The sequence below is a fragment of the Bradyrhizobium barranii subsp. apii genome (assembly GCF_011516635.5).
Taxonomy (GTDB): Bacteria; Pseudomonadota; Alphaproteobacteria; order Rhizobiales; family Xanthobacteraceae; genus Bradyrhizobium; species Bradyrhizobium barranii.
Window position 1 is genome coordinate 5,785,168 of sequence record NZ_CP096255.1, and the last position, 23,283, is coordinate 5,808,450.

At 64.6% G+C, this 23,283-nt stretch carries 17 protein-coding genes and 1 pseudogene; 8 read left to right on the forward strand and 10 right to left on the reverse strand.

What is annotated here, in order from left to right; all coding sequences use genetic code 11:
• Positions 1–169: 169 nt before the first annotated feature.
• A complete protein-coding gene (locus HAP41_RS27595) occupies positions 170–376 on the forward strand; it encodes a cold-shock protein (RefSeq protein ID WP_007591938.1) in 207 nt (68 codons plus the stop codon).
• Between the two features lie 94 nt (positions 377–470).
• On the opposite strand, the gene purN is transcribed toward HAP41_RS27595, so the two are convergent.
• Together purN and purM are read right to left on the reverse strand one after the other, a co-directional pair.
• Positions 471–1,124 carry a phosphoribosylglycinamide formyltransferase gene (purN, locus tag HAP41_RS27600; protein ID WP_166105757.1) on the reverse strand — a complete coding sequence of 218 codons (654 nt, stop codon included), beginning with the start codon at positions 1,122–1,124 and terminating at the stop codon, positions 471–473.
• Positions 1,125–1,183: 59 nt separating this feature from the next.
• Positions 1,184–2,257, reverse strand: coding sequence for a phosphoribosylformylglycinamidine cyclo-ligase (gene purM, locus HAP41_RS27605; RefSeq protein ID WP_166096086.1), 1,074 nt, complete (start codon positions 2,255–2,257; stop codon positions 1,184–1,186).
• Positions 2,258–2,411: 154 nt separating this feature from the next.
• On the opposite strand from purM, the gene HAP41_RS27610 reads away from it, so the two are divergent.
• From HAP41_RS27610 to ppx, 4 genes are all read left to right on the forward strand, one after another.
• Positions 2,412–2,954, forward strand: coding sequence for a CDP-alcohol phosphatidyltransferase family protein (locus HAP41_RS27610; protein ID WP_063983669.1), 543 nt, complete (start codon positions 2,412–2,414; stop codon positions 2,952–2,954).
• 112 nt (positions 2,955–3,066) lie between these two features.
• Entirely contained in the window at positions 3,067–3,744 is a 678-nt protein-coding gene (locus HAP41_RS27615; RefSeq protein WP_166096084.1) for a P-loop NTPase family protein, read from the forward strand.
• A gap of 144 nt (positions 3,745–3,888) precedes the next feature.
• Positions 3,889–6,081, forward strand: coding sequence for an RNA degradosome polyphosphate kinase (locus HAP41_RS27620; protein ID WP_063983670.1), 2,193 nt, complete (start codon positions 3,889–3,891; stop codon positions 6,079–6,081).
• A gap of 15 nt (positions 6,082–6,096) precedes the next feature.
• A complete protein-coding gene (ppx, locus tag HAP41_RS27625; RefSeq protein WP_041957841.1) occupies positions 6,097–7,599 on the forward strand; it encodes an exopolyphosphatase in 1,503 nt (500 codons plus the stop codon).
• Here ppx and HAP41_RS27630 read toward each other — a convergent pair.
• The 4 genes from HAP41_RS27630 to ndk all read right to left on the reverse strand — a co-directional run bounded on the left by HAP41_RS27630 (position 7,596) and on the right by ndk (position 12,782).
• A complete protein-coding gene (locus HAP41_RS27630) occupies positions 7,596–8,675 on the reverse strand; it encodes a PepSY-associated TM helix domain-containing protein (protein WP_248577120.1) in 1,080 nt (359 codons plus the stop codon). The genes ppx and HAP41_RS27630 overlap by 4 nt on opposite strands.
• 99 nt (positions 8,676–8,774) lie before the next feature.
• A complete protein-coding gene (locus HAP41_RS27635; RefSeq protein ID WP_166105754.1) occupies positions 8,775–10,820 on the reverse strand; it encodes a TonB-dependent receptor in 2,046 nt (681 codons plus the stop codon).
• A gap of 637 nt (positions 10,821–11,457) precedes the next feature.
• On the reverse strand, positions 11,458–12,318 hold the full coding sequence (locus tag HAP41_RS27640; protein WP_028157536.1) for a TerC family protein: 861 nt from the start codon (positions 12,316–12,318) through the stop codon (positions 11,458–11,460).
• 41 nt (positions 12,319–12,359) lie between these two features.
• Entirely contained in the window at positions 12,360–12,782 is a 423-nt protein-coding gene (gene ndk / locus HAP41_RS27645; protein WP_027535388.1) for a nucleoside-diphosphate kinase, read from the reverse strand.
• A gap of 311 nt (positions 12,783–13,093) precedes the next feature.
• Here ndk and HAP41_RS27650 point away from each other — a divergent pair, with 311 nt between their 5' ends.
• The 3 genes from HAP41_RS27650 (at position 13,094) to HAP41_RS27660 (ending at position 15,658) form a co-directional block, all read left to right on the forward strand.
• Entirely contained in the window at positions 13,094–13,348 is a 255-nt protein-coding gene (locus tag HAP41_RS27650) for a hypothetical protein (RefSeq protein ID WP_014495771.1), read from the forward strand.
• Positions 13,349–13,564: 216 nt separating this feature from the next.
• Entirely contained in the window at positions 13,565–13,738 is a 174-nt protein-coding gene (locus HAP41_RS27655; protein ID WP_166096073.1) for a hypothetical protein, read from the forward strand.
• 57 nt (positions 13,739–13,795) lie between these two features.
• Positions 13,796–15,658 (forward strand): ABC-F family ATP-binding cassette domain-containing protein, encoded by a 1,863-nt coding sequence (locus tag HAP41_RS27660; RefSeq protein ID WP_166096070.1) that lies wholly within the window; start codon positions 13,796–13,798, stop codon positions 15,656–15,658.
• 106 nt (positions 15,659–15,764) lie between these two features.
• Here the strand turns inward: HAP41_RS27660 and HAP41_RS27665 are convergent.
• From HAP41_RS27665 to HAP41_RS27680, 4 genes and pseudogenes are all read right to left on the reverse strand, one after another.
• Positions 15,765–17,214 (reverse strand): annotated as a pseudogene (locus tag HAP41_RS27665) (HlyD family type I secretion periplasmic adaptor subunit).
• On the reverse strand, positions 17,201–19,333 hold the full coding sequence (locus HAP41_RS27670) for a type I secretion system permease/ATPase (protein WP_166096065.1): 2,133 nt from the start codon (positions 19,331–19,333) through the stop codon (positions 17,201–17,203). Before HAP41_RS27670 ends, HAP41_RS27665 begins: the two are co-directional and overlap by 14 nt.
• Before the next feature lie 27 nt (positions 19,334–19,360).
• A complete protein-coding gene (locus tag HAP41_RS27675) occupies positions 19,361–22,183 on the reverse strand; it encodes a beta strand repeat-containing protein (RefSeq protein WP_166096060.1) in 2,823 nt (940 codons plus the stop codon).
• A gap of 513 nt (positions 22,184–22,696) precedes the next feature.
• Entirely contained in the window at positions 22,697–23,185 is a 489-nt protein-coding gene (locus tag HAP41_RS27680; RefSeq protein ID WP_175618072.1) for a hypothetical protein, read from the reverse strand.
• Positions 23,186–23,283 lie beyond the last annotated feature (98 nt).

The window sequence follows — 23,283 nt, forward strand, 5'->3', positions numbered from 1 at the left end:
CTTGCTAACGCGCGAATTTCATGTTGCAATATTGGACACAATCGGAATTGGCCGCTCGGCTGTGCGTTTCGCGACATTGAGACTCGAACAGACTACCGGAAGCCCGTTTGTGGCGTGGCACGCGAAACTGCGGCCGCGTCTTTTTTGTATCTAGTGGAGGAGATGAGCGATGCCGCAAAAGGGCACCGTCAAATGGTTCAACCCGACCAAGGGCTATGGGTTCATCAAGCCGAACGGCAGCGATAAGGACGTGTTCGTCCATATCTCGGCCGTCGAGCGTGCCGGACTCTCGACCCTTAATGAGAACCAGGTGGTTGAATACGACCTCGTGGAGAACCGCGGCAAAGCATCCGCGGAGAACCTCAAGGTCTCCTGATTTCTCTCAAAGCCTCGCGCGAGAGATCATGACGATGCCCCCGGCTCTGCCGGGGGATTTTGTTTGCGAAGACGAAACACGGTGCGACGGCGCTTCAGCGCACCACCGGCGATACCAGGAAATTCTCCGAGGGCCCGCTTCCGTCCGTCCTGCACACATCGCCCTCGATCCGGACCTTGCCGGTCGCAAGCAGCCGCAGCGCTTCGGGATAGATGCGATGCTCCACCTCGAGAATGCGCTCCGACAGCGTAGCGCCCGTGTCGTGGTCGCTGACGGGAACCGCGCCCTGCATCACGATCGGGCCGGCATCGGTCTCGGGGATGACGAAGTGCACTGTCGCACCAGACAGTTTGACGCCGGCGCGCAAAGCCTGACCGTGCGGGTCCAAACCCGGGAACGACGGCAGCAGCGAGGGATGGATGTTGAGCATCCGACCGTACCAGGCCTTGGTGAACTCGGCCGTGAACAGGCGCATGAAGCCACCGAGACAGATCAGCTCGATGCCGTGCTGGTCGAGCGCGGCCTGCAGCAGCTTTTCGAAGCCGGCCCGGTCCTTGCCGAACGGTTTGCTCTCGATCACCAGCGTGTTCACGCCGCTCGCCTTGGCGCGTTCGAGCCCTAGAGCGTCGGCCTTGTTCGAGATGACGAGCGAGATTTCCGCCGGAAAATCCGGTGCAGCAGCGGCCCTGATCAGCGCGGACATGTTGGAGCCGCGGCCGGAGATCAGGATGGCGACGCGGCGCTTCATCACAGCGCCAGTCATCACTGTGCCAGTCATCACTGTGCCAGTCATCACTGTGCCAGTCATCACTGTGCCAGGTCGAGGTGGCCGTTATAGACGACGCGGTGCTCGCCCTCGACCGGAATCACGGTACCGAGCTGCGCCACCGTCTCACCGGCATCGCTGAAGACCTGCACGACCTGATCGACCTTGTCGGGCTCGACGATCGCGATCATGCCGATGCCGCAGTTGAAGGTGCGCAGCATCTCGAGCTCGGCGATGCCGGCTTGGGCAGCCAGCCATTTGAACACCGGCAGCAGCGGCAGGCGCGCCAGATCGATGCCGACGCCGAGATCTTTCGGCAGGACGCGCGGAATGTTGTCGGTGAAACCGCCGCCGGTGATGTGGGCAAGCCCCTTCACCGCGCCGGTCTCGCGGATCGCACGCAGGCAGGATTTGACGTAGAGCCGCGTCGGCGTCAGCAGCGCGCCGCCGAGCGTCATGACCGGCGCGAACGGGGCCGGCGCCTCGAAGCTGAGGCCGGACTGCTCGACGATCTTGCGCACCAGCGAGAAGCCGTTGGAGTGCACGCCAGACGAGGCAAGGCCGATCACTGCATCGCCCGCGGCGATGTCCTTCCGCGGCAACAAGGTACCGCGCTCGGCGGCGCCGACGGCAAAGCCGCCGAGGTCGTAGTCGCCGTCCTTGTAGAGGCCGGGCATCTCGGCGGTCTCGCCCCCGATCAGGGCGCAGCCGGATTCGCGGCAGCCTTCGGCGACACCGGCGACGATCGAGGCGGTCGCCTCCGGGTCGAGCTTGCCGCAGGCGAAATAGTCGAGGAAGAACAACGGCTCGGCGCCCTGCACCACGAGGTCGTTGACGCTCATGGCGACGAGGTCGATGCCGATCCCGCCATGCAGGCCGGTCTCGATCGCGATCTTGACCTTGGTGCCGACCCCGTCGGTGGCGGCAACCAGGACGGGGTCCTTGAAACCGGCCGCCTTGAGGTCGAACAGGCCGCCGAATCCGCCTATCTCGGCGTCGGCGCCTGGCCGCGCGGTGGCGCGCACCATCGGCTTGATCAGATCGACCAGGCGGTTGCCCGCGTCGATATCGACGCCTGAATCGGCGTAAGTGAGGCCGTTTTTGCGGTCGGTCATGCCCGATTTCCAGTGGGTTTGCGGCTGGTTACGTCGAATTCCGGGGACGCGCAATGGCAAGCGTGGCGCCCCACCCTATACTATGTAGATATCAACCGGTTCAGCCTTCAAACGGGCCGGATTCGAGATCAGGCCGGGTGCCAGGAAGCGCCGCGTGAGTATTCCGAATATCATTACCCTGGGCCGCATCATGCTGGTCCCAATCATCGTCTGGGCCATCGTGTCGAGCCAAATGGAGGTTGCGTTCGCCGTCTTCCTCATTGCCGGCGTGAGCGACGCGGTCGACGGCTTCCTCGCCAAGCGCTTCAACATGACGAGCGAGCTCGGCGCCCTGCTCGATCCGCTCGCGGACAAGGCGCTGCTGGTCTCGATCTATCTGGCACTGGGGATCTGGGGCGACATCCCGCGCTGGATCGTGATCCTGGTGGTGTCGCGCGACATCATGATCGTCGCCGCCGTGATCGTGTCCTGGCTGTTCGACAAGCCGGTCGAGATGAAGCCGTCGAAGGTGTCGAAGCTCAACACCGCCGCCCAGGTGGCCTACGCGGCGCTGGTGCTGGCCTCCCTCGCTTTCGGCTTCAAACCGGCGCCCTATGATATGATCCTGATGGGCCTCGTCACGGTCTTCACGCTCTCTTCCGTGTCGCTCTATCTCGTCGAATGGCTGCGGCACATGAGCACGATCGAGGCCAAGTAGCACGATCGAGGCCAAATGAGCCGGGATGCGGCCCCGCAAAAGGCCAACTCCCGCTCGATGAAGTCGAATCTCTTCAAACGAAGCCGGCGTGCCGGCACGGAGCACAGCAAGCGTGGCAGGCCGCGTTCACCCCCGACAATTGGCATTCTCGCTTCCGCACGCGGAGAGCCTCAGCCGGGATAATTTCCTCGAAGGCCCCGCCAACGAAGCCGGTCTTGCCCTCATCGATGCCTGGCCGGAATGGCCGAACCGGATCATGTGGCTGGCCGGCCCGGAAGGAAGCGGCAAGAGCCATCTCGCCGCGATCTGGGCCGAGGCTTCCGGCGCCCGCTCGACCACAGCCAATGGGCTGACCGCCGAAAACGTCCCGGGCGCGCTCGCCACCGGCGCGCTGGTGGTCGAGGATCTCAAGGCAAAAGAGTTCGACGAGCGGGCCCTGTTTCATCTGATGAACCTCGCCCGCGAGGATGGGGCCTACCTGCTCTTCACCGGCCGCGAGGTACCGGCGTCGCTCGAGATCGAGCTGCGCGACCTGCGCTCGCGGCTGCGCGCGGTGCCTGTGATCTCGCTGCTGCCCCCCGACGACCAGCTCTTCCGCGGCCTGATCGTCAAGTTCTGCGCCGACCGCCAGCTCGCCGTGGATGAGAGCGTGGTCAGCTACCTCGCCACCCGCCTGGAGCGGTCCTCGGCCGCCGCACGGGAGGCCGTGCAGCTGCTCGACAGCGAGGCCCTGCGCCTCGGTCGCCCCGTCACGCGGGCGCTGGCTGCCGAGCTGCTTCGGGACGCCTGACCCCTCCACCCTGGCTCCAAGGCCGCTTGACGCGGCGCAGAGGCGGAACATCAATGTCATCGAAACGTCATCGGACTAACACATGCTCCCGCCGGTTTTGCGCATAAGTCGCAAATTGGGGCGAACTGGATGGATCGACTTCTGATGGACTCTGCGCAAGCTGTTGAAATTAAAGAAAAAGCTCCGGAGACCGAGGGGCTGCCGGCGATTGCCTCAAGTCCCGAGCGCTTCATCAATCGCGAGCTCTCCTGGCTGCACTTCAACCGCCGCGTCCTCGAGGAAGCGGTCAATCCCAGCCACCCCATGCTGGAGCGGGTGCGATTCCTGTCGATTTCAGCGAATAACCTCGACGAATTCTTCATGGTCCGCGTCGCCGGCATCAAGGCCCAGATCCGCGAGGGCATCGCCGAGCGCAGCCCCGACGGCCTGACGCCGTCCGAGCAGCTCGCGCTGATCAACCGCACCGTCTCGCAGCTTGCCTCTGACCAGCAGGCGATCTGGCGCGACCTGCGCGGCACGCTGGCCGACGTCGGCATCGTGCTGGTCGACGGCAAGGACGTCACCAAGGCGGAACGGACCTGGATCGAGGACTACTTCCTCAACAACGTGTTTCCGCTGTTGACCCCGCTCGCCATCGACCCGGCTCACCCCTTCCCGTTCATTCCGAGCCTCGGCTTCACCATCGCGCTCCAGCTCACGCGCGCCGCCGACGGCAAGCAGATGAACGCGCTGATTCGTATGCCCGGCAAGATCGACCGCTTCATCCGGTTGCCGGCCGAGGGCAAGGTCGTGCGGCTGATCTCGCTCGAGCAGGCGACCGGGCTGTTCATCAACCGCCTGTTCCCCGGCTACAATCTCCACGGCCAGGGCGCCTTCCGCATCATCCGCGACTCCGAGCTCGAAATCGAGGAAGAGGCCGAAGACCTCGTCCGCCTGTTCGAGACCGCTCTGAAGCGCCGCCGCCGCGGGTCCGTGATCCGGCTCGAGATCGACGGCAAGATGCCGGAGGAGCTGCGCAGCTTCGTGCAGCATGCGCTGTCGGCCGCCGACGACGAGGTCTTCCTGGTCGACGGCGTGCTCGCCATGAACGAGCTCTCGCAGCTCACCCGCCTCGACCGGCCCGATCTCGAATTCACCCCTTACGTGCCGCGCCATCCCGAGCGCGTGCGCGAGCATGGCGGCGACATCTTTGCTGCGATCCGGCAGAAGGACCTCGTCGTCCACCATCCCTACGAATCCTTCGACGTGGTCGTGCAGTTCCTGCAGCAGGCCGCCCGCGATCCCGATGTCGTCGCGATCAAGCAGACGCTGTACCGCACCTCCAACAACTCGCCGATCGTGCGCACGCTGGCGGAAGCCGCCGAAGCCGGCAAGTCCGTCACCGCGCTGATCGAATTGAAGGCGCGCTTCGACGAGGAGGCCAACATCCGCTGGGCGCGCGACCTCGAACGCGCCGGCGTGCAGGTCGTCTACGGCTTCCTCGAACTGAAGACGCACGCGAAGCTCTCGATGGTGGTGCGCCGCGAGGGCGGCGGCCTCACCACTTACGTCCACACCGGCACCGGCAATTATCACCCCGTCACCGCACGTATCTACACCGACCTCTCCTACTTCACCTCGGATCCGACCATCGGCCGCGACGCGGCGCGCGTGTTCAACTTCATCACCGGTTATGCCGCGCCGAGCGATCTGGAAAAGATGGCGGTGTCGCCGCTGACGTTGCGCAAGCGCATCATCGAGCACATCCAGGGCGAGACCGCGCATGCGCGGCATGGCCGACCCGGCGCGGTCTGGATGAAGATGAATGCGCTGGTCGACCCCGACATCATCGACGCGCTCTACGAGGCCTCACAAGCCGGCGTCCAGGTCGAGCTCGTGGTGCGCGGCATCTGCTGCCTCAGGCCCGGCATTCCAGGCCTGTCGGAGAACATCCGCGTCAAGTCGATCATCGGGCGCTTCCTGGAACACGGCCGAATCTACTGCTTCGGCATGGGCCAGGGCCTGCCGAGCGCGAAAGCGGCTGTGTATATCTCCTCGGCCGACATGATGCCACGCAACCTCGACCGCCGCGTCGAGGTGCTGTGTCCGCTGCAAAATCCCACGGTGCATCAGCAGGTTCTCGAACAGATCATGGTCGCGAATCTGAAGGACAATGAGCAGAGCTGGCAATTGTTGCCCGACGGGTCCTCGACGCGTATGAAGACCGCGAAGGGCGAGGAGCCTTTCAACGTCCACAACTACTTCATGACAAATCCGAGTCTATCTGGCCGTGGAAAGTCGCTCAAGGAATCCTCGCCGCGCCGTCTCACGCGCCGTAATGAACGTCATCAATCTTGATCCGGGATCGAGGACGTGAAGCGGCCGCGTAAGCGCGGCTCGAGCGTCGCGGTCATCGATATCGGTTCCAACTCGGTCCGTCTCGTCGTCTACGAGGGACTGACGCGGAGCCTCATTCCGATCTTCAACGAGAAGACGCTGTGCGGCCTCGGGCGCGAGGTGCAGAGCACGGGCCTGCTTGCGCCCGATGCCGTCGACAAGGCGCTGACCTCGCTGAAGCGGTTCCGGGCCCTGTGCCGCGTCATGCAGGTCGGTCGCGTGTTTGCGATTGCGACCGCAGCCTGCCGCGATGCCTCCAACGGCCCCGACTTCATCGCGAAAGCCGAGCGCATCTGCGCCGTGAAGATCGAAATCCTGTCGGGCCCGCGCGAGGCACGGCTGTCGGCGCTCGGCGTGATCTCCGGCATCCATCATCCCGACGGCATCGTCGGCGATCTCGGCGGCGGCTCGCTCGAGCTGATCGATGTGCGCAAGAACAGCGTGCGCAGCGGCGTGACGCTGCCGCTCGGCGGCCTCGCGCTCCAGGACCTCGCGCACAAATCGCTCAAGCGCGCCGACCGCATCGTGCGCGAGGAGCTCGACGAGGTGCCGCAGCTCACCGCCGGCCGCGGCCGCACCTTCTACGCCGTCGGCGGCACTTGGCGCGCGCTTGCGCGCATCCACATCATCCAGAGCGGCTATCCGCTCCAGGTGATGCACGGCTACTCCATTTCCGCAGCTGAAGCGCTCGACTTTTCGCGTCGTCTCCGCCGGCTTGCGGCCGCCGACATGCTGGCCGACATCGAGATCGTCGCGGATGCCAGGCGCCCGCTCCTCACCTATGCGGCGCTGGTGCTCGAGCACATCATCCGCGTGGCGAAACCCAAGTCCATCGTGTTCTCGACCTTCGGCGTGCGCGAGGGCCTCTTGCACGAGAAACTGTCGGAATCCGAGCGCAACAAGGACGGGCTGATCTGCGCCGCGGAAGAGCTCAATCAGCTGCTGTCGCGTTCGGCAAAGCACGCCCGCGAGCTGATCGCCTGGACCGACCGCCTCGCGCGCGTGGTGAAGCTGCGCGAGACCGAAGAGGACCGCCGCTTGCGCCACACCGCGTGCCTGCTCTCCGACATCGGCTGGCGCGTGCATCCCGACCATCGCGGCGAGCAGACGCTGAGCCTGGTCGTCAACGGCAATTTCGGCGCAATCACCCACACCGAGCGCGCCTTCGTCGGCCTGTCCGTGTTCTACCGCTATGCGGGCCTGAGCGAGGAGAACCAGCCGCCGGTGACCATGCAGGAGCTGCTGACACCGGCCCAGCTCGAACGCGCCCGTCTGCTGGGCGCGGCGTTCCGCGTCGCCCATCTGATCTCGGCGGCACGCCCGGGTGTGCTGCCGGCCACGCATTTCCGCAGCCAGGGCCGCAATCTGATGCTGGTGTTCGAGCACCGGCTCGTCGACCTCGTCGCCGACCGCGTCGGCAGCCGCTTCCGCGCCCTCGCCCGCCTGATCGGCCGCTCCGGCTCGATCGTGCGACGCTAGACCGGCGAGCCGGTCCTGATCCTTCCCGGACGTTTCTTGAGCCACATGATCGCGCCGCTGATGAACAGGGCGAGAGGTGCGAAGCCGGCTGCGAACACCAACAGGCGCCCGATCAGCCCGAACGTCGCGCCGTTATGGATCCAGAGCTGTTCGGCCAGATAGCGATCCCCCATCGACATCGCGGCCGAAGTGCGATCGTGCACCACCGCGCCACTCCATGGATCGAGCCAGATCGCTCCCCGGGCACGTACCGCGGGATCGGCACCCTCCGCCCGGAACTGCACCCGCCAGGTGTTGCGCGTTTCGGTGGGCGGGTTCAGCATGGCAACCGCTATGCCCGGCTTGGCCGATTGCGCGTTCCGCATGATCGCATCAGGTGATAGCGGCGGTGTCCCTGCGGGGGGCGGCGCTTCGATCCGCGGCGACGGATCGGCTGTCGGTTGCGACACAAGGCCAACGATGGGACGCACGACGTCGGGAAAAATGATCCCGACGCCGGTCATCGAGATCACCGTGAGCGCGAGCAGCGCCCAAAAGCCGGCCGTGCCGTGGACGTCGAAAACAAATCGAAGCAGCGAAACGTCCCTGCGGACCGACACCGATCGCCAGAATCGACCCGGCCTCGGCCACCACAAGATGAGGCCTGACATGGCCAGGCCGAGCAGCATGAACCCGGCAACGCCGACCAGCTCTTTGCCCCACCACTCGTAGAGCAGCAGCGTGTAGTGCAGACGATAAACCTTGAGGGAGAACGCGTTGATGTAGTCACGCCGCCCGAGCACCTTCCCGTTCGAAGGATCGACCATGGTCGTCCAGCGATTCGGGTAGCGGCCTTTCGCAGTTTCATGCGCATGTATCACGACCCAGACCGGCCAGGTCCGATCCGGCGCGAGGATCGTGGCAATCGGCGCGGGATCCGCTGCCGCGGCCGCGCGCATCACCTCGCTCAACGTAGCCTCTCGTTCCCGACCGGCGGGAGTGTAAAGCGCCGGGTTCAGGGCGGCGTCGATTTCCCGATAGAAGACGATGAAGCTTCCCGTGAGGCCGATCAGCACCACGACGATGCCGCCGAGCAATCCGAGCCATCGATGAGCCCACAGAAGCCCACGCCGTGCGCGTCCGGTGAGGTTCGGGGCCGGCAACATCGCCGTTGCACGCGTCAAAGCCGACCCGCCTCAGAAATCCGTCGACATCGACAATAGCAGGGTTCGCGGTACACCTTGCGACAATGCGGAGAAGCTCGCCACGCCAGCCCAGTAATTGGTATCGAACACGTTCTGAACCAGGGCCCGAAGCGTCACCGGCCGGTTGTTGATCCGCGTGTTGTAGCGGGCACCCAGGTCGAGCCTCGTCCAGGCCGGAACGACCTGCGTGTTCGCCGCATCCAGATATTGGTGTCCCATATAGATGGTGTTTGCGACCAACGTCAGTCCGGGTGCGAACGGCGTGTCCCATTCGGCGGACAGGTTTGCCTGCACCTGAGGCACACCGATCGGCGTCTTGCCGAGATTGGTTGGCGTGCTTGTCTTTGTCAGCTCCGCATCGATCAACGTCACGCCGCCAAGGACTCGTATGCCCGGCTGCACCTCTCCGAATACGGTGAACTCCAGGCCGCGATTGCGCTGTTCGGCGTCGGCCCGGAAGATCTTGTCGACACCCAATTGTCCCGACGGCTTGGTGATCTGGAACACGCTGATCGTGGTGGCCAGCATTCCGAAGTCGACCTTGACGCCTGCCTCGTGCTGCTTGCTGAAGTAAGGCGCAAGAACTTCCCCCTGATTGCTCGCGGTCGTCGGTGCGACGTCGCCCTTGCTGAGCCCTTCGATGTAGTTGGTGTAGAGCGAAACGTTGCTCCAGGGCTTGACGACGAGGCCGACCATCGGCGTGAGCGCCGTCTGGTCATAGGAGGACGTGACCGCTCCCGTGGTGGTATTGAAGTTGTTGGACTTCACCCCCTGCTGGCGCACGCCGACGGTCAGCTGAAGGCGCTCCTGAAAAACCGACAAAGTGTCAGCCAGCGCCAAGCCGGTCAATTCGGTATCCGAAAGCTTCGGAACAGTCGCGGGAGCAGCAACGAGCTGCTCAGGACGGGCGATCGGCGCATAGATGTTGGACAGAACCGGCGTCCCGGACACAGAGCCCCGTGAGATCTGATCCGTGTAGTAGCTGCCCTGGAAACTCACGGCGTGACTGATCGCGCCAGTTTCAAACCGGGCGCGCACACCGGCGTCGGCGACATTCCTGTCGATATCGAATTTGAAGCGTCCCGGTGTCGACGTGGTGTTGCCGGCCGCGTTCAGGATCGTCGGCGTGCCGAACAAGCGATCGACCTGGGTCCTGCCGCCACCGCCGTCGGCGAACACCGTCACGGAATCCGTCACATCGTATTCGGCGCGCGCCAGCAGCGAGTTGTCATGAACCTTGGCCCATTCCCAGGCCTGCGTGACATTGCGCCTCCCGACCGGCGCGGTCGGGACAGCTACGCCTGTTGCGACCAGAAACGGTCTCGTGGGCGCGTCGAACTTTTCTTCCTGATCGATGAAGTCGAGCGATGCTCTGAATTTCTCACCGCGATAATCGAATGCGGCGGCGCCGACATGCGCCTGCCGGTTCTGGTTGTCCAGCGGCGTATCACCATTGTGATAGCTGCCATTGACGCGAATTCCGAATTCGCGGTTCTCGCCGAACCGTCGGCTGACGTCGAGATGCGTGCCGAACTGGCTGTTCGTCGCGTAGTCGGTCGTAACCCGTGTGAGATCGACATCAGAGGCACGCTTCGGGACGATATTGATGGTGCCCCCGACGCTGCTGTTCGGGGCCATCCCGTAAAGTAGCGCGGTCGGGCCCTTGATGATCTCGATCCGTTCGACGTAGTCGGTGAAGACACGGTAGTTCGGTGCAACACCGTAGACACCGTTGAAGGCAATTTCTCCGACATTCCCCTCGCCGATCGGAAAGCCGCGGATGAAGAAGGAGTCGAGAATGCCGCCGGTCTGGCCGGTGAAACGGACCGAAGGGTCGTTGCTGACGACGTCGGCTATCGTGCTGGCCTGTTGATCTTCGATTTTCTTCGCCGTGTAACTGGTGATGTTGAACGGCGTGTCCATGAAATCCCTGTTGCCCAGCAAGCCGATCTGGCCTCCGCGGGCGACCTGCCCACCTGAGTAGGAGGGCGGGAGTGCGCCGGGCCTTGCGGCAGCGGGGTTCGCTTCCGCTTGCATCCTGGCCCGCTCATTCGCGGGCGCGCTTTGACGGCCCGCCCTTCGACTTGGGTTCAAACGCGGGCGTGCACGCTGCTTCGGCACGTCGGCAGTGACGGTCACCGCCGGCAAGGCTGTCGCCGTCTCCGGCGCAGCGCTTTGCGCGCTGGTGCGGTGAAGGAAGCCGTCGCTGAAAAAGGCGATGGAGACCAGAGAGGCCGCGAAGGCAGTCGGTCTGGAGAACTTCGGATGTGATTTGACGGTAGCGGCAAGAATAGCAACAGGGCGGCAGGTGGCTCTCGAAGACATCTCTCAACAGCTTCCGGTTTGACAGGAATAAATACCGGAGCGACGTGCCGCGGCATGGCCGCCAAGTCAATAAAAACGCCTTTATTTTCAGTAGTTTATAATAAGTCAAAGTCTAAATCGCGCAGAGGTTGAGAGCGCTGTGGGTCATCCCACGAAGTGCCCGGCCGCGCTGTGTGCGTGACCGCCTGACGCGCGAGTCCGCCATGAGGCGGCAATGCTCGCCGGCGTGCGGAGCTATGATGACCGGTTCAGTGGGGACGGCGACTGCCGGAACCCCTGTCGGAATGATCGCGCGCAAGACCTCTCCCCGCCGGGAAGAGGCAAGCAAAACCAGATCATGCCGTAGAGATTACTCCGCCGAGGCCTTGGCGTGGCGCTCTGAGGACTCCAGCGCGGCCGCGCTCAGGCTGCGCCGGCGCCAGATGCTGCCGACGACCAGCACGACGACGACGCCGAGAGCTGCGCAGAGATATTCGCCGCCTCCGCCGCCATGGGCGAATTGGGGCGGGATACGAAGTGCGCCGAGCATGCTGTCCAGCGAGGCACCGAGCGGGCCGTCGAACAGCGTGTGCAGCTTCGGCGCGATGCCGGGATCGGTCGCGATCACCTCGCCCGAGATCCAGCCGAGCAGTGCTGCACCCGCCCAGACCAGGACCGGCAGCTTTGCCAGCAGCGCCATGATCAGGGCCGCACCGGCGACGATCAGCGGCACGCTGATGGCGAGGCCGAGGATCAGCAGCGGCACGCTGCCATTGGCGGCGGCGGCCACCGCAATGACGTTGTCGAGACTCATGACAATGTCCGCGACGACGACGATCTGCACCGCCTGCCACAGATGCGAGGCGGACTCGACGCCCTCCTCGTCCTCGTTCTCCGGCACCAGGAGCTTCGCCGCGATCACGATCAGCGCGAGACCGCCGACGAGCTTGAGATACGGCAGCTCCATCAGGCTCGCGACGATGCCGGTGAAGATGATCCGCAGCAGCACGGCTGCGCCGGCGCCGAAGATCATGCCCCACAGCCGGTGCCGCGGCTTGAGGCCGCGGCAGGCGAGCGCAATCACCAGCGCATTGTCGCCGGAGAGCAGGATGTTGATCCAGATGATCTTGCCGACCGCAATCCAGAAGGTCGGTTCGGCCATCTCGTTGCGAAACTGGGTGAAGAATGCCCCGATCGTAGCGGGATCGAAGATCTGCCAGAGCCAGTTCACAATACGTCCTTTCGCCCCGTCGATATTAACCTATCGGCTGATCAGCCGACGATCTCGTTGCCCGAGAAGAACTGCGCGATTTCGATCGCGGCGGTCTCCGGCGCATCCGAGCCGTGAGCGGAATTCTCGCCGATCGACTTTGCGTAGAGCTTGCGGATGGTGCCGTCGGCGGCCTTGGACGGATCGGTCGCACCCATCGCGTCGCGGTACTTGGCAATGGCGCCCTCGGCTTCCAGCACCTGGACCACCACCGGGCCCGAGGTCATGAACTCGACGAGCTCGCCGAAGAACGGGCGCGCCTTGTGCACGGCATAAAAGGTCTCGGCCTGTTCCTTGGTCATGCGGATGCGCTTCTGCGCGACGATGCGCAGGCCCGCCTTCTCGATCACGGCGTTGACCGCACCGGTCAGGTTACGCGCGGTCGCATCGGGCTTGATGATCGAGAAAGTGCGTTCGATGGCCATAATCTTGTCCTTGAGAAGAAAGCGGTGGTTCGGAGTTGCCGGGCTTATATCGGCGCCTTTGCCGGACGGCAAGCGACCGCCAAAACCGCCCCCGGACGCTTCGCCGCAGGCTGCCCCGCCGGATCTAGTCATGGATTACCGAGATTTCACCCAGATGAACCCAATCTGAAGGCTCCGTTCAGGGCTTGGTTCAGCTTCGCCAGCGTAAGGTCGGGCCTATCGAAACCGAAAGCCCGATCATCAGGCAGACCGTTTCGGCGGCCTTTCCATCGACGCGATAGCCCCGCGCCGGCAGTCTTTAGGAGATCACCATGTTGAGGAAACTTTCGCTTGCCGCTGTCGCCGCGGTTGCGCTGGGTGCCGCGCTGGCGCCGACCTCCGCCTCCGCTCACTGGCATGGCGGCTGGGGCTGGCACGGCGGCGGCGGTGGCTGGCATCACGGCTGGGGTGGACCGCGCTTCTATGCCGGCGGCCCCGTCTCCTACGGTTATGGCGGCTGCTACGTGCGCCGGCTGGTCCCGACCCCCTGGGGACCCCGCTGGCGGCTGATCAACCGCTGCTACTGAGCCCGTCAGCACCTTCCTGAGGTACCTAGGCCCCCCAGGTACCTTCCAAGCGAAGCCCCGGCGTTCCCCTGCGCCGGGGCTTTGTATCTGGGCGGCTATTGCCCGGCTTCATGCAATTTTTACTAGAGTGCCGGGCAATGTCCGCGAGCGGCGAAACCATTTGGGGGGCCAAGGACTTGGTACCGTGTCATCACTTTGAGAACACGGAACCCCACAATGGCTGGCCTTTTTGCCAACGACAGCGAACAGATCGACCGGCGCACCAGCCGCTCGATTTGCGATGCGGTGGGCGAACGGCTTCAGCAGAGCCTGCGCCCCGAACCACGGCTCCCGACGCATCTCGAACAGCTCCTCGACGAGTTGAAGCAGCGCGACCGCGATTCGCACTGACGTGAGGCTCACGCAAAAACGGGTTGCGTTCGACGCGCCTTGCGGTGACAAGGTCGCATGCTTGCGATCACCGACCTCTCCATCCGCCTTGCCGGACGCCTTCTGATTGACCAGAGTTCCGTGCAGATCACGCCCGGCGCGCGCGTCGGCATGGTCGGGCGCAACGGCACCGGCAAGTCGACCCTGTTCAAGGTGATCCGCGGCGAACTGGCGGCCGAGCACGGCACGGTCACCCTCCCGCCACGCTGGCGCGTCGGCAGCCTCGCGCAGGAGGCCCCGAACGGCCCGGAAAGCCTGATCTCCGTCGTGCTCAAGGCCGACCTCGAACGCGACGCGCTGCTTCACGAAGCGGAGAGCGCGACCGACCCGCACCGGATCGCCGAGATCCAGACCCGCCTCGTCGACATCGACGCCCATTCGGCGCCGAGCCGTGCGGCCGCGATCCTGTCCGGCCTCGGCTTCTCCGCCACCGACCAGCTCCGCCCTTGCGCCGAATTCTCCGGCGGCTGGCGCATGCGCGTCGCGCTCGCCGCCACGCTGTTCGCCGCCCCCGACCTCCTGCTCCTCGACGAGCCCACCAACTATCTCGACCTCGAAGGCACGCTGTGGCTCGAGGATCACCTTGCGCATTATCCGCGCACGGTGATCGTGATCAGCCATGACCGCGACCTGCTGGAAAGCTCGGTCGACCAGATCCTGCATCTGGAGCGCGGCAAGCTCACGCTCTACAAAGGCACCTATTCCTCCTTCGAGGAGCAACGGGCCATGCGCGAGCTGCTCGATGCCAAAGCGGTCAAACGCCAGGAGGCCGAGCGCGCGCGGCTGCAGGCCTTCGTCGACCGCTTCAAGGCGAAAGCCTCGAAAGCCCGCCAGGCGCAATCTCGCGTAAAAATGCTGGAGCGGCTGAAGCCGATCACGGCGCTGGTCACCCAGGACGTGCGCGAAATCAGCTTTCCCGCGCCGGAGAAAATCCTGTCGCCGCCGATCATCGCCGCCGACAACGTCGTGGTCGGCTACGATCCGAACACGCCCGTGCTTAACCGCGTCACCTTGCGCGTCGACAATGACGACCGCATCGCGCTCCTTGGTTCCAACGGCAACGGCAAGTCGACGCTGGTGAAACTGCTCGCGGGCCGCCTCGCACCGTTCTCGGGCAAGGTGACGCGTGCCGACAAGCTCTCGATTGCCTATTTCGCCCAGCACCAGCTCGACGAATTGAACGAGGATGCCTCGACCTACGACCACGTCCGCAAGCTTATGGGTGAAGCGCCCGAGGCCAAGGTGCGCGCACGCGCCGGCGCCATCGGATTCTCCGGCAAGGCGGCCGATACCAAGGTCGGGAAACTGTCTGGCGGCGAGAAGGCGCGCTTGCTGCTGGGGCTGGCGACCTTCTTCGGCCCCAACATGATCATTCTGGACGAGCCGACCAACCATCTCGACATCGACAGCCGCGCTGCGCTTGCGGAGGCGATCAACGAATTCCCCGGCGCCGTCATCATGGTTTCGCACGACCGCTATCTGATTGAGTCCTGCGCCGACCAACTCTGGATCGTCGCCGACCGGACCGTGACCAATTACGACGGCGACCTCGACGAGTACCGACGCCTGGTGCTGTCGGCGCGCAACGGCGAGCCCGCCCCGCGCGAGCGTAGCGCCGCGAGCGAGAAGCCGCAGCGCCCGAGATCGGACAATCGCGGTTCGCTGAAGAAGCGCATCGCGGAAGCCGAGAACGAGATCGCCCGCGTCAGCGAGATCATCACCAAGATCGACACTGCGCTCGCCCTGCCCGACATCTTCACCCGGGATCCCAAGCAGGCCGCGCAACTGTCGAAGGCGCGCGCCAACGCCGCCGACGCGCTGGCGCGTGCGGAGGAACAGTGGCTGGAGGCGAGCACGCAGTTCGACGAGGCGGCGGGCTAGACTCAAAATCTGAAAAACAACCCCATGCACAGTAGCGTGGCTGGTGCGGCCGGAGCGTCGGCGAGACCACTCAAGCCTTTGAAACGCCTAGCTTAATCAGCAAACATCAGCGTTCCCGCATGATCTCGTGCCGGTAGCGCTGCAATGGCGATAACAGGTAGCTCAAAATGGTGCGCGAGCCGGTCCTGATCTCCACTGTCACGGCCATTCCCGGTGACAGGCTGACGAGGCGATCGTCCACCTGCATTTGCGTGCGATCGAGCGAGATGCGTGCGCTGTAGCTCAGCTCCTGCCCGTTGGGCTCGCTGCTGTCGCGCGGCGTCCCGAGCGCGCGGTCGCTTCCCGGCGGACGGTCGCGGATGATGGCGTCCTGCGAGACGCTCAGCACCCGTCCCTCCAGCAGGCCGTAGCGGGTGAAGTTGCAAGGTGTCGATCTTGACGGCGGCGTCCTGCCCGACCTCGACGAAGCCGATGTCGCGGTTGGAGATCATCGCCTCGACCTCGAGCCGCGTAGCCGATGGCACGATCACCAGCAGCGATTGCGCGGGCGTGACCACGCCGCCCACGGTGTGGACCGCAAGCTGCTGCACGACGCCGTCGACCGGCGAGGTCAGCTGCTGGAGCCGGGTCCGCTGCTGCGCCTTGATCAGATCCCGCGCGACGCCATTGGCTTTCTGCTCGCTCTTGGCGAGTTCGTCGGACAGGCTCTTGCGATACTCCGCCACGGCCTGGGTGCGGGTCTCCCGGATCGCGGCGACGGCCGCCTCGGCTTCCTTCAGATGGCTGCTCTGGACGCGAAGCTCCTCCTGCTGCTCGATCAGAAGCTGAAGGGTCTCGTAATAGGTCAGCTTCGAGCCGATTTCCTTCTCCATCAGAATCTTGCGGATATCGACGCGCTGCTGGGTGACGGGGAGCAACGCATCCAGCTTGTGGATCGTCGCCGCAATGGTCTGATGCTCGGCCTCCTTCTGCGCCTGCTGGCGCGCAAGCGACGCTAATTTGGCGCGATGCTCGCTGACTTGATTGGCAAGAAGCTGCCGCTGTGTCGCGACCAGCGAGGGATCGGCATCCGCAGGCGGGACGAGATCGGTGGAGGCATCTTCGCCGCTTGCCAGTGCGGCGCGGAGACGCGCCATATTGAGCCGTTCGGCCATGAGATCGTCGTGCAGGTGATCGCGCTCCGCGGCATTCACGGTCGGATCGAGCTCGATCAGCACGTCGCCCGATTTGACCGCCTGCCCGTCCTGCACGTGGATGGCGCGCACCACCCCGGTCTCGAACGGCTGGACCACCTTGCTTCGCCCGCTCGACACCACCTTCCCGGTTGCGGACGCCACGATATCGATCGTGCCCCATGCCGACCACGCGAGTGCCGCGCAGACAAGGAGCATCAGGGCGATCGCGATGGCCCGGTCGATCGGTGACGGTGGTGCCTCGGCAATCTCCAGCGCCGCGGGCAGGAAAGCGATCTCTTCCCTGCGCCGCCCCTTCGCTTTCCGGAAGGGAACGACGGTCTGCTCCGGCCGCGGGGCCGGCGCCGCGCTAGCCGACCTCATAGATCCCTCCCTGGAGACGATGCAGGGCCGCGTATCGGCCACCGGTCTTGATCAACGCGTCATGCGTGCCGTCCTCGACCAGACGGCCGCGCTCCAGCGTGAAGATGCGATCGGCGCCGCGAACGGTGGACAGCCGATGCGCGATGATCAGGACGGTGCGGCCCCTCGCGATCTCCTTCATGTTCTCATGGATGATCCGCTCGCTTTCATAGTCGAGCGCGCTGGTCGCTTCATCGAAGATCAGGATGCGGGGATTGGTCACCAATGCGCGGGCGATCGCGATGCGCTGGCGCTGCCCGCCCGAGAGCGTCGAGCCGCGCTCGCCGACGACCGTGTCGTAGCCTTCGGGAAGCTCCAGAATGAAATCATGCGCGCCCGCAAGTTTTGCTGCGTCCATGACGCGGTCCATCAGCAGGGTCGGATCGGCCAGCGCGATGTTGTCGCGCACCGAGCGGTTGAACAGCATGTTGTCCTGGAGCACCACGCCGATCTGACGGCGGAGCCAGGCCGGATCGGTCATCACAAGATCCATTCCGTCGATCAGCACGCGGCCGCCTTGCGGAACGTAGAGCCGCTGCACCAGCTTGGCGAACGTGCTCTTGCCCGAGCCCGACGATCCGACGATGCCGACGGTTTGCCCGGCCGGAACATCGAACGAGACGTCATGCAGGATTTCCGGCCCATCGAGCCGGTAGCGGAACAACACGTGCTCGAACCGGATATTGCCCCGGATCGGCGGCAGCCCCGCACGCGCCGCCGAATAAGCCGGCTCTGCCGCGCTGTTGAGGATGTCGCCAAGCCGCGCGATCGAGAGCCGCGCCTGATGAAAATCCTGCCAGACCTGGGCCAGCCGCAGCACGGGCGCCGAAACGCGCCCCGCAAAAATGTTGAAGGCTACGAGCTCGCCGACGGTCAATGCGTCGCCGATCACGAGGCGCGCGCCGACATAGAGAATGGCGGCGGTCACGACCTTGCTGACGAACTGGACGAGCTGGCTTGCGGTGTTGCCAAGGCTGGTGACACCAAAACTCGCCGAGACATAGCCGGCGAGCTGTTCTTCCCACCGGCGCTGCATCTGCGGCTCGACCGCCATCGCCTTCAGCGTCTCGATGCCGCTGACGCTCTCGACCAGAAAAGCCTGGTTCTCGGCGCCGCGGCGGAATTTCTCGTCCAGCCTGCGGCGAAACAGCGGCGTCGCCACCGCCGAGATCGCGATGTAGAACGGGAACGATGCCAGCACGATGCAGCTCATCAACGGCGAATAGGCGAACATCACCGCCAGGAATACCGAGGTGAAGAACAGGTCGATGAGCAGCGTCAGCGACGATGAGGTGATGAAATTGCGGATGTTCTCGAGCTCGCGAACCCGCGCCACGGAATCGCCGACGCGCCGCGCCTGAAACCAGGCCATCGGCAATGCCAGAAGGTGGTGGAACAGCCGCGCCCCCAGCTCCACGTCGATGCGATTGGTTGTATGCGCAAACAGATAATTGCGCAGGATACCCAGCACCGTATCGAACAGCGAGACGACGACGAGACCGATGACGAGCACGTCGAGCGTCGACAGCGAACGGTGCACCAGCACCTTGTCGATCACGACCTGGAAGAACAGCGGCGAGACCAGCGCGAAGAGCTGGAGGAAGAACGAGGCGGCCAGCACCTCGCCGAACAGCCGCCGGTATTTGCCGATCGCGCCGATGAACCAGGTGATATCGAAATGGCGCCCGAGGTCGGAGAGCCCGGCGCGCCGGGCCATCAGGATCAGTCCGCCGTCCCAGATCGCGCACAGCTCGTCGCGCTCCATCAGCACCGGGCGCTGTGCCTGCGGCGATTGCACCAGCACCTTGTCGGCCGAGGCTTTCGCGATGACCATGAAGCTGCCGTCGCGCAGCATCGCGATCGCCGGCAGCGGGCTGCCCGACAGACGACTCCACTGCGTTCGATAGGTTCGTGCCTTGAGGCCGAGAGATTTGGCGCAGCGGATGATCTCCGCTGCGCCAAAGATGGCCGTTCCGGTCCGGTGCCTGAGCTGGTCACGGTCGGCCGCAACACCCTGCAAATGCAGCAAGGTGAGCAGCGCGTCCAACCCCGTATCGGTCGAGACCGCGTTCGTGGTCATGGGCGTTCTCCGGGCCGGAGCCTAGCGTCAGGCGTGTTGCGGCGGTGCGAGGGTCTGGCTCTGTGCCGCGTGCGGATCGGGCAATGGCATCTCGCCGTGACCGTCACCCGCCGGAACGAGGTTTGCCGCCATGGCCTGGTTGAGCAGCATCGCGGCCGCCATCGCCCCGCCCCCGTTGATGACGACGTTGTTGCCGGGGCCACCGTCGAGGACGTCCTGTCCGCCGCCACCGATCAGCACGTCGTCACCCGCACCGCCCGCGAGCGTGTCGTTGCCGGGGCTGCCGATCAGGACGTCATCGCCATTTCCGCCATTGGCGACGAGCTGGATGCCGCCGTGCAGACCGGAGGCCGTGATGACGTCGTCGCCATCGAGCCCGTTGATCACGATCCTGTCGCCCGTGCCGGCATCGGTGATGTTGATGTCCTGGCCAAGCCCCGACACCGTAATGATGCCGTCGTGCTCGGTCACCGTGATGACGTCGCTGCCGCTGGTTCCGTTGATCGTCACCGTATCCGCGGCGCCGTCATTGGCGCCGAGGTCGAGGTTGACCTGATTCACGCCGGTCCCGGAGAGGTCGCCGATCGTGATGTTGTCGGCACCACCGAGGGCGTTGAAGTTGATATGCTCGACGCCGTTCAGGTCCATCGCGATGGCAGCAACATCGCGGGTGAACAGCACCCGGCCGCCATTGGCCGAGATGTTGATGTTCTCGTTGATGTTGGCGCCGTTGAACAGCAGCGTATCGGTGCCCTTGCCGCCTTCGACAATGTCGCTGCCGTCGCCGGGATTCCAGACGAAGGTATCATCGCCAGCGCCGAGATTGGCAACGTCGTTGCCACGGCCGCCGTTCACGATGTCATTGCCGGCACTGCCGGTGATGGTGTCGTTGCCGTCGCCTCCGTTGATGTTGAGGCTGAACGGCTGCCCCGCCTTGATGGACGAGGCATTGATGACGTCGTTACCGCCACCGCCGTTGACGGTCAGGACGTCACCGGCATCGGCGTGAGCGATGGTCACCTGTGCCGCAAGGCCGTTGACAACGATCGATCCGCCAGAGGTCGTGATCGAGATGTTGTCATCGCCTGCGGTGCCGTTCACGGTCACACGATCTGCCGCACCGTCACCACTCTGGCTGCCGGGGCCGGCACTGAGGTCGATCGCCACCTGCGTGACGCCGGTGCCGGAGAGATCGTTGACGGTGATGTTGTCGGCGCCGCCGGCGGCAGCGATCTGCACATGCTCGACGCCGTTGAGATCCATCGTGATGGCGCCGACGTCGCGGGTGAGAAGCGCGCGGCCGCCATTCGCCGAGATCGACATGTTCTCGGCGACGTTGGAGCCGTTGAACACCAGCGTATCCGTTCCCGCGCCACCTTCGACGGTGTCGCTACCATCACCGGGATTCCACGTGAAGAGGTCGTCGCCTGCGCCGAGAAGCGCGACGTCGTTGCCGCGGCCACCGGTGACCTTGTCGTTTCCGTCGCCGCCGATCAGGGTGTCGGCGCCCTGACTGCCGGTGATGGTATCGTTGCCCGCGCCGCCGTCGATGGTCAGCCCAATCGCCGCAGCAAGTAGCGATGCATCGATGACGTCGTTGCCGCCGAGCGCCTGGATCACCAGCCGGTCGTTGGCAGCTTCCGCATTCGCGATCGTCACGACTTCGGGCAGGCCCGTCACCGTCACGGTCGTCCCGTTGGACGTGACCTCGATGTGCTGGCCGACGTTAGTGCCGTTGACGGTCACCGTGTCGGCCGCGCCGTCGCCTTGCGTGCCGCCGGGAACGGCTCCGAGATCGACCAGCACCTGCTTGACGCCGGTCCCGGAGAGATCGCCGACGGTGATGTTGTCGGCGCCGCCGCGTGCATCGAATTCGATCTGCTCGATGCTGTTGAGGTCCATCGTGATGTTGGCGACGTCGCGGGTGAAGCGCACCCGGCCACCATTGGCCGAGATGTCGATGGTCTCGTTGATGTTGGCGCCGTTGAACAGCAGCTTGTCGTTGCCCGATCCGCCTTCGACCGTGTCGCTGCCGTCGCCGGGATTCCAGATGAAGGTGTCGTCGCCCGTCCCCAATTGCGCGACGTCGTTGCCGCGTCCGCCATTGACGATGTCGTCGCCGCTGCCGCCGATCAGGAGGTCGTTGCCGTCGCCGCCGTCGAGCGTCAGCGAGATCAGGCTGGCGAGTCCATTGCTTGCGGTGATGACGTCGTCGCCGCCGCCGGCGTGCAGCACGAGATTCTCCGTCGTGCCGATGTCGAGCGAAAATGGCGCCGCGCCCGTCCCATCGAATCGCACGCGCGTGCCGTTCGCCGTGATCGTGAACGTCTCCGGGTCATTGCTTCCGTTGACCTGCGCGGTGTCGTTGCCGTCACCGCCCTCGAACAGGTTGGTGCCGCCCCCCGGATTCCAGATCATGAGGTCGTTGCCCGCTTCGCCGAACAACTGGTTGTCGCCGCTGCCGCCGTCCAGCGTGTCGTTGCCCGCGCCGCCGAACAGCAGATCGTTGCCGCCGCCGCCCTTGATCGTATCGTCGCCGGCCTGCCCAAACAGCAAATCGGCACCCGAGCCGCCCGTGATCCTGTCATTGCCGTCGCCGCCGAAAATGTGCACCGCGGGCATCGGGCCGTTGGATTCGTTAACGGTGATCGTGTCGTCGCCGCCCTGACCGAAGATGTCGATCTCATTGGTGTTGGCCACAGTGGGATCGCCACCGATCGTCTTCACCTGCCCGTTATTGATGAGAATGCGGCCCGACTTGTCGCGGCTGATCACGACGCCGTTATTGGCGCTGTCGCCGAAAATGGTGAGCTGGCCCGTAACCGGGGAGAAAACAGAGGTAGTAGACATTCAAATATTCCTTCGATCGATCTAGCCCCTCCCCTCGATGCGTAGCAGTGGTGCGGATGTCTTACTTGAAGCACTGCTTTAGACGCGCGTGATTATTCTGGAGATTTCCTCCAGTTTTCCTCCGGGCTGGTTTCGACAGCGGATGCAAACGCTCTCACATCACGAATTGCCGATCACGTATAACGGCAGCGTGACTTTCGAAGGCGCGCGCGAATCCCACCACCGCATTGATGCGCGCGCAGAAGCCACAGCTCGAAGCGACGACACATTCGTTTTGATGAGATGGCGAATTCGATCGGTGCTCTCGTGCGCCGGACACAGCGCAGCACGATAGTGGTGCGCTGCTGAGCCGGGGCTCATGATCGAGAGAGACTGGATCGAGAGAGACTTGATCGAGAGAGACTTGATCGAGAGAGACCTGGTCCCGGCTCTGCGCAGCAGCCCATAGCGCGTCGAAGACGCGCGTGGACGCGCTGATGGCGCTGCAGCGCGTCCGGGACGCGAGAGTTCGCCTTACGCCGACTTCTTCTTCGGCTTCGGCTTGGTCGCCTTCGGCATGACAGGCGCTTCCGGCGTACCCTCGATCGAGGACAGACGGCCGGACGTGAAGGTGTAGGTGCCCGCGCGCGGACCTGTGCTCCAGGTCACCACGGCAACGCGCCGGCCGGCGGCATCACTGGAGAGATTGACGGTCGAGGGCGCCCCGATGCCGCGCACCACGTCGCATTCGGTGTGACCGAGCGCGACCGTGCCGCCCATGGGCGCCGGCGCCGTCGGCGAAGCATTGGCGTCAGCCGGCCCGGGCGGCGGCGTCATGCCGGGACAGGCGCCGTCGGCGCTGACCAGATCCTCGGCCGTCACGGGCTTGTCGGGGGTCAACGGCGGCGATTCGATTGAGATGCTCTTGATGAACAGGCGGCTCGGCGTGTTGAACCACTGGGCATCCTTGGACAACAGATCGGTCCCCGAGCAGCCCGCGAGCAGCGGTGCTACGGCAGCCAACGCAACTATGAGCGAGCTGGGAAGCTTTTGATGTCGCACGATAAACTAAATTCCCCGCATGAAGGACCGGCCTTAAGCGATTGTCCCAACATCACTTT